This is a genomic window from Bradyrhizobium sp. 23, from assembly GCF_023073295.1.
Taxonomy (GTDB): domain Bacteria; phylum Pseudomonadota; class Alphaproteobacteria; order Rhizobiales; family Xanthobacteraceae; genus Bradyrhizobium; species Bradyrhizobium canariense_D.
The window spans coordinates 581061-587558 of the sequence record NZ_JADPJF010000148.1 but is presented as its reverse complement, the minus strand read 5'-3'; the positions used below and the strand labels follow the sequence as shown (position 1 = coordinate 587558).

The 6498-nt window shown below is 63.9% G+C and carries 7 protein-coding genes; 4 read left to right on the top strand and 3 right to left on the bottom strand.

The genetic code is table 11. The features are described 5' to 3' along the window. Positions 1–558 (top strand): Hpt domain-containing protein (locus tag IVB32_RS36155; RefSeq protein ID WP_247412923.1); only part of this gene is annotated, 558 nt, incomplete at its 5' end. Between the two features lie 76 nt (positions 559–634). Further along, positions 635–1516, top strand: coding sequence for an alpha/beta hydrolase (locus IVB32_RS36150; RefSeq protein ID WP_247413004.1), 882 nt, complete (start codon positions 635–637; stop codon positions 1514–1516). Between the two features lie 52 nt (positions 1517–1568). On the opposite strand, the gene IVB32_RS36145 is transcribed toward IVB32_RS36150, so the two are convergent. Beyond that, positions 1569–2480 (bottom strand): LysR family transcriptional regulator, encoded by a 912-nt coding sequence (locus IVB32_RS36145; RefSeq protein WP_018458647.1) that lies wholly within the window; start codon positions 2478–2480, stop codon positions 1569–1571. 130 nt (positions 2481–2610) lie between these two features. On the opposite strand from IVB32_RS36145, the gene IVB32_RS36140 reads away from it, so the two are divergent. Both IVB32_RS36140 and IVB32_RS36135 read left to right on the top strand, forming a co-directional pair. Continuing rightward, positions 2611–3549, top strand: coding sequence for a ring-cleaving dioxygenase (locus tag IVB32_RS36140; RefSeq protein ID WP_247412921.1), 939 nt, complete (start codon positions 2611–2613; stop codon positions 3547–3549). Continuing rightward, the gene (locus IVB32_RS36135) at positions 3546–4172 is read left to right on the top strand and encodes an alpha/beta hydrolase (RefSeq protein WP_018458645.1); all 627 of its coding nucleotides are present in this window, start codon (positions 3546–3548) and stop codon (positions 4170–4172) included. Before IVB32_RS36140 ends, IVB32_RS36135 begins: the two co-directional genes overlap by 4 nt. Positions 4173–4214: 42 nt before the next feature. Here the strand turns inward: IVB32_RS36135 and IVB32_RS36130 are convergent, their stop codons facing one another. Beyond that, a complete protein-coding gene (locus IVB32_RS36130) occupies positions 4215–5189 on the bottom strand; it encodes a magnesium transporter CorA family protein (RefSeq protein WP_247412918.1) in 975 nt (324 codons plus the stop codon). A 355-nt stretch (positions 5190–5544) separates the two neighbouring features. After that, positions 5545–6498 (bottom strand): ABC transporter substrate-binding protein (locus IVB32_RS36125; protein ID WP_247412916.1); only part of this gene is annotated, 954 nt, incomplete at its 5' end.

Here is a 6498-nt window from a genome sequence, read left to right as displayed (position 1 = left end):
GGCGTCGAGGCGGCATCGCGGATCCGCAAGCTCGGTCTGCCGACCATGCCGCGCATCATCGCGGTAACCGCGGACATGTCGGGCCGCGCCCGCGAGCGGCTCGCGGGGGCAGGCATTGCCAGGATCGTCAGCAAGCCGATCCTGATCAATGCGCTGCGCGAGGCGATCGAGGACGATGCCCAGAACCAGCCGGCCGCGCCGCAACTCGCCGCAGGCGCATTGATCGACCGGCATTTCCTTGATGACCAGAAGGAGCTGCTGGGCGCGGCGCAGATCGCAAAACTCCACGACCTGCTGGAACTGACGAGCGAAAAGCTGGTCGAGGAGATTGCCAAGGCTGCGGCGACTGACGATCCCGCGCAGCTCGCGCGCTGCGCGCACCAGCTCGGCAGCGGCGCGAGTGCGCTCGGCCTCGTCCGCCTTTTCGAATTCTGCCGTGAGGTCGAGCTGGCGGCAGTCACGATGTCCCGGCCCGAATGCGAGAGAGCCGCCCGCGAACTCGCCGCGCTTCGAGAGGCCTCGATGAGCGCGCTGGACGATCTGCTCCGGCCGGCCTAACAGCGTTCGGTCACTGGACTGAAATACAAGATGATCGGAGGCGCCGGTGCGCGCAAGATGTCTCGCCATTCTTCTCATGCTGCTCGCCCCTGCCGCGCGCGCCGAGGTCGAACAGTTTCCGTCCGGCTTCAAGACCAAAACCATCGCGGCCAACGGCACGCAGATTCATGTTCGCGTCGGCGGTCAGGGGCCTGTCGTGATCCTGATCCACGGTTTTGGTGATACCGGCGACATGTGGGTCAAGCTCGCCGCTGATATCGCGCGCGACCACACCGTTGTCGTGCCCGATCTTCGCGGTATGGGCCTCTCGAGCAAGCCCGACAATGGCTACGACAAATGGACCCAGGCTGCCGACATGCGGGCCGTTCTCGCAGCGCTCGGCATCGAAAAGGCCGTCGTCGTCGGCCACGACATCGGAACCATGGTGGCCTATGCCTACGCGGCCCGTTATCGCGACCTGGCCGAGAAGCTGATCGTGATGGATGCCCCGGTGCCTGGGGTGCCGCCATGGGACGAGGTGGTTCGCAGCCCGCAGCTTTGGCATTTTGATCTCGGAGGCCCGGACATGGAGCGGCTGGTCAAGGGCCGCGAGCCCATCTACCTCGACCGCTTCTGGAATGACTTCGCGGGGACGCCTTCCAGGATCGCGGACGCAACACGCCGTCATTACGCAGCGCTCTATGCGCGGCCGGGCGCCATGCGTGCTGCGTTCGCCCAGTTCAGGTCGATCCGAACCGACGCCGAGGACAACAAGAAGGCGATCGCGACCAAGTTGACCATTCCCGTGCTGGCTGTCGGGGGCGAAAAATCCTTCGGTGCGACAGAGGCCGTCGTGATGCGAAACGCCGCGACTGACGTCACCGAATTGGTCATTCCGGACGCCGGTCATTGGCTGATGGAAGAGCAACCGGCGGTGACCGTGAAGGCGTTACGCCAATTCCTCGATACCAAAAAATAGAGCAGCGAGCCGCGCGGAGCCGACATATCTCGGCTCAGCCCTTCCGCGCGGATCATTTTGATCGGGTTGACGCCTCGCCCTCCCGGCCAAAGCGCTCGACCAGGAAATCAATGAACAGCCGCACTTTCACCGACAGATGTCGGGTCGGCGGATACACCGCATAGAGCGCAAGCGGCGGCGCAGAATACTTGTCCAGCACCGTCCGCAGCTCGCCTGTCCTCAAGGCGTCGGCGGCGATGAACTCCGGGAGCAGCGCGAGCCCCCTGCCCTTGATCGCGACATCGCGCAGCACCTCGGCATTGTTGACGCAGAGCGACCAGGCCGGCTGGATCCAGTGGTCGCCGCCCGCTCCCGTGAGCTTCCACTGATTGCCAGTGAGCAGGAAGCCGTAGGTCAGCGAGACATGTTCGCGCAGATCCTGCGGATGTTTTGGGGTGCCGTGACGCGCCAGATAATCGGGCGAAGCGCAGATCATGCGCGCCACCGGGATGATCTTTCGCGCGATCAAACTCGACGATTCCAATTCCGCGATGCGCAAGGTCACGTCAAAACCGTCCTGCACGGGATCGAGCAGGTCGTCGCTGAGCACGAGCTGGAGCTGCAGCTCCGGATATCGCGCCATGAAATCGGCAAGCACCGGCCCGAGCCGCAGGGTGCCGAACGACATCGGCGCGTTGACGCGCAACAGGCCGCGCGGCGCCGATTGCGCTTGCGCCACGGCCTGGTCGGCCGCCTCGATCTCCGACAGGATCACGACCGCGCGCTCGAAATAGCGCTGGCCGTTCTCGGTCGGGCTCGCATGGCGCGTGGTCCGGTTCAGGAGCTGCACGCCGAGGCTTTCTTCGAGGTCAGCGATGTATTTGCTGATCGCCGAGCGTGACAGCCGCAACTGCCGGCCCGCCTCGGCAAAACTGCCGCTTTCGACCACCTTTACGAAGGCTCGCAGGCTGGCGACCTTATCCACGGGCTGGCGCCGGCGATTGTTTCCAAATCGTAGACATAGCCGTCATATTTGCATGGATTGTCTCCAATCCAAAGCGGAACGATATTTCCCTGCAGAGCAAGACCGCTCCCCGAGCTTTGGAGGACCGACAATGTCTGGACTGCACCATGTGACCGCGATCGCGGGCGACCCCATCAGGAATTTCGGCTTTTACACCCGTGATCTCGGTCTGCGCTTCGTCAAGAAGACGGTCAATTTCGACGATCCCGGCACCTATCACTTCTATTATGGCGACGAGACCGGCCGCCCCGGCACCATCCTGACGTTCTTTCCTTGGGCCGGCGTGCCGGCCGGGCGCCGCGGCGTCGGTGAGACGCACCAGACCGCCTTCCGCGTGCCGCAAAGCTCGCTCGGCTATTGGACGCAACGCTTCGTCGAGAAGGGCATCGCTTATGAGGTGCTGGAGAAGCGTTTTGGCGAGTCCGTGCTGCCGTTCACAGACCCTGATGGCATGGCGCTCGCGCTCGTCGGTATCCCCGGCGCCGAGAGCGAGCCCGGCTGGAGCAATGGCGAGGTGCCGGCCGAGCATGCGATCCGCGGCTTCCATGGCGTGACCTTGCTGCTCGACAGCGCGGCAAAAACGGCTGCCGTCCTCACCGACGTGTTCGGCTTCAAGGAGACGGCGCGCGAAGGCTCGGTGATCCGCTTCAAGGCACCGGGCGATGCCGAAGGCAGCGTCGTCGACATCTACGAAGCCAAGGGCTTCCTGCGCGGACACCAAGGTGGCGGCTCCGTGCATCACATCGCCTTCCGCGCGGCCGATGACGCCGAGCAGGGCAAGATGGCGCAAAGGCTCGTGAGCAATCACGGCCTGCACCCGACCGAACAGCGCGACCGCAACTACTTCCGCTCGATCTACTTCCGCGAGCCCGGCGGCGTGCTGTTCGAGATCGCGACCGACATCCCAGGCTTCGCCGTCGACGAGCCCGTGGCAACGCTGGGACACGACCTGAAGCTGCCGAGCTTCCTCGAAGCACAGCGCAAGCAGATCGAGGGCGTGTTGCCGAACCTGGAAGAGAGGGTGTCGTGACCGAGAGTTCATTCATCCATCGTTTCGAGCCCGCGCGTGACGCGGGCTCTCCTCCTCTCCTGCTGCTGCACGGCACCGGCGGCGACGAGAACGACCTGCTCGGGCTCGGCAAGATGATCTCGCCCGGCTCGGCCCTGCTATCGCCGCGCGGCCGCGTGCTCGAACACGGCATGCCGCGCTTCTTTCGCCGCCTCACTGAGGGCGTGTTCGACGAGGACGACGTGCGCCGCCGCGCCCTTGAGCTCGGCGACTTCGTTGCGGAAGCGCGGCAGCGATATGGCCTCGCCGCGCCGGTCGCGGTCGGCTTCTCCAACGGCGCCAACATCGCAGCCGCGCTGTTGTTGCTGAAGCCGGACGCGCTTGCTGGTGCGATCCTGCTCCGCGCCATGGTGCCGCTGTCGGATCCGCCCAAGGTCAACCTCGCAGGCAAGCCGATCCTGCTGTTGTCCGGGCAGGCTGATCCGATCGTGCCGGCGAGCAATTCGGCCCGGCTCGCATCACTGCTTTCCGAAGCGGGCGCGCAGGTCGGTCACAAGGTCCTGCCGGCGGGCCATCAATTATCGCAGGCCGATTTGACGCTTGCCCGCGACTGGATCGGCAAATTCGCCGCCGAAGTCGCCTGACACAAGAAGCGGCGCATCGATTTCGAACGGTGCGCCGCGGCTTCATTCGAACCAGCCGCGCCGCTTGAACCAGATCAGCGGCAGCACGGCGCTGGCAATGATGGCGAGCCACGCCAGCGGATAGCCGAAGGTCCAGTCCAGCTCCGGCATGTGCTTGAAGTTCATGCCCCAGATGCCGACCAGAATCGTGGGCGGCACGCCGACGACCGAGACGATCGTCAAGATCTTGAACAGCTCGTTCTGCTGGATGTTGATGAAGCCGAGCACGGCATCGAGCAGAAGCTGGATCTTGTCCGACAATCGCGTCTCGTAATCGCCGAGCGAAGCGACATCCTTGGAGACGGCTTCGAGCCGCTTCTTCGACGCGGCGGTGATCCATTCACCCCCGACATCGCCGGCGAATGAAGCGATGCGGCCAACGCCAAGCAGGACATCGCGCGCCTTGGCCAGCCGATCCGCCAACTCGCCGATGTTTTCCAGCGCCTCGCGCATCCGCCGGCTGGAGCGGACCGGCCGCTTGCTGCGAACGAGCCCGCCCTTGAAGACGTCCCGCGAGAGCCTGTCGACCTTCGCGCCGAGATGCTCAAGGACATCGGCGCCGCGGTCGACCATGGCCTCGATCAGGCTGGTGAACACGCACATGCCGTTCTCCAGGCTGTCATCGGAACCGATGCGCTTGCCGATGTCCTCGAAGATCGGCAGCTGCGCGAAACGCACCGTCACCAGCACGTGCGGTCCGATGACGAATCCCACCGGCGTGATCTCGGCCTCGTTGTTCTCGTTGAGCCGGACCGCCGGCGAGCTGAGATAGAGCGTGCCGTTGTCGAGGATCAGGCGGCTCGACGCTTCGATCTCGCTGAGCGAATCCTCGGACGGAACGCGTATCCCGAGCAATCGTTCGACGAACTGCTTTTCCTCCGCGGTTGCGTCCAATAGATCAGCCCAGATGATCTCGGAGGGCATCTCCGCGCCGATCTTCTGCCAGTCGTCGGATGGCCACCTGTATAGTTTGAGCAAGAACCGAACTCCGCATACCCTCGCGCCGGATCGCACGGCCTGCGGCCATCCTGCGCCGAGCTAACGCATGAGGGTTCCGAACGTTCAAAGTCGGGGGAGCAATCGAGCGACCCAATCAAACCAAGCGGGCGCGGCCTTCTTCGATGATGCCATCATGCCAGTGTTTTGCCCGACGCGTCAACGGCATCGCGCGACGCGCAACTCATCAATCGCGTCGCGCGCAAGTCATTGAAATCACTACCCTCGGCTACTGTGCATGGGGTTGTTCTTCAGGTTTTTTGTTTGGACCGGTCTCGTGACGATCTCTTCCGTTGGGAGAGATCGTCACCGACATCGCGCAATCGACATGCGCGCCCTACTCCCACGCCCATGTCGAGAAATCGTTCTCGTATTGGGGTACGTCCTTCCAGACGCCCTTCAGCTTCTTGTTGGTGATGGTGATCAGCTGCGGCTGGTACAAATAGCCCGAGACTGCATCGGTGGCCAGCATGCGCTGGGCGTCGCCGAGAAGCTTGGCACGGGCGGCTTCATCCGGCGTCGACACGATCTGCTTGTAGAGCGCGTTGAAGGCGTCGTTGTTGTAGCCGAGATAGTAGTCCGGCTCGGTGATCTTGACGAGATCGAACGGCTCGACATGGCTGACGATGGTGAGGTCGAAATTATGCGGACCATTGCCGGCGAACACCTGCGACAGCCATTGCGCCCATTCGACGTTCTCGATCTTGGCGATGATGCCGACCTTGGCAAGCTGGGCCGCGAGGACCTCGCCGCCCTGGCGCGCATAGGACGGCGGCGGCAGCTTCAACGACAGCTCGAGCGGGGTGGTAACGCCGGCTTCGGCTAGCAGCTTCTTGGCCTTCTCGGGATCGTAGGGGTTGATGCCTGTCGTGTCGACATAGCCGAGCGCGCCCGGCACGTAGAAGCTTCCGATCGGCGTGCCGAAACCGTCGACCGCACCGTCGATCATCGCCTTGCGATCGATCGCGGCGAGGATGGCACGGCGCACGCGAACATCGTCGAGCGGCTTTTTGCGATGGTTGATACCGACGATGGTCTTGGCCCTGGAGCCGCCGACCATAACGTTGAAGCGCGGATCCGCCTTGAACTGCGCGATGGTGCGCTGGGCCGACACCCGGGGAAACGCGTCGACGTCGCCCGACAGCAGCGCCGCCGTCTGTGCGGACGGATCGGAGATGAAGCGGATCGTCACCTTCGCGAGCTTGATCGCGGCGGCGTTGCGATAGTCAGCCCATTTGGTCAGGGTCATCGAGGAGCCCTTGGCCCAGGCGCCCAGCTGATAGGGCCCGGT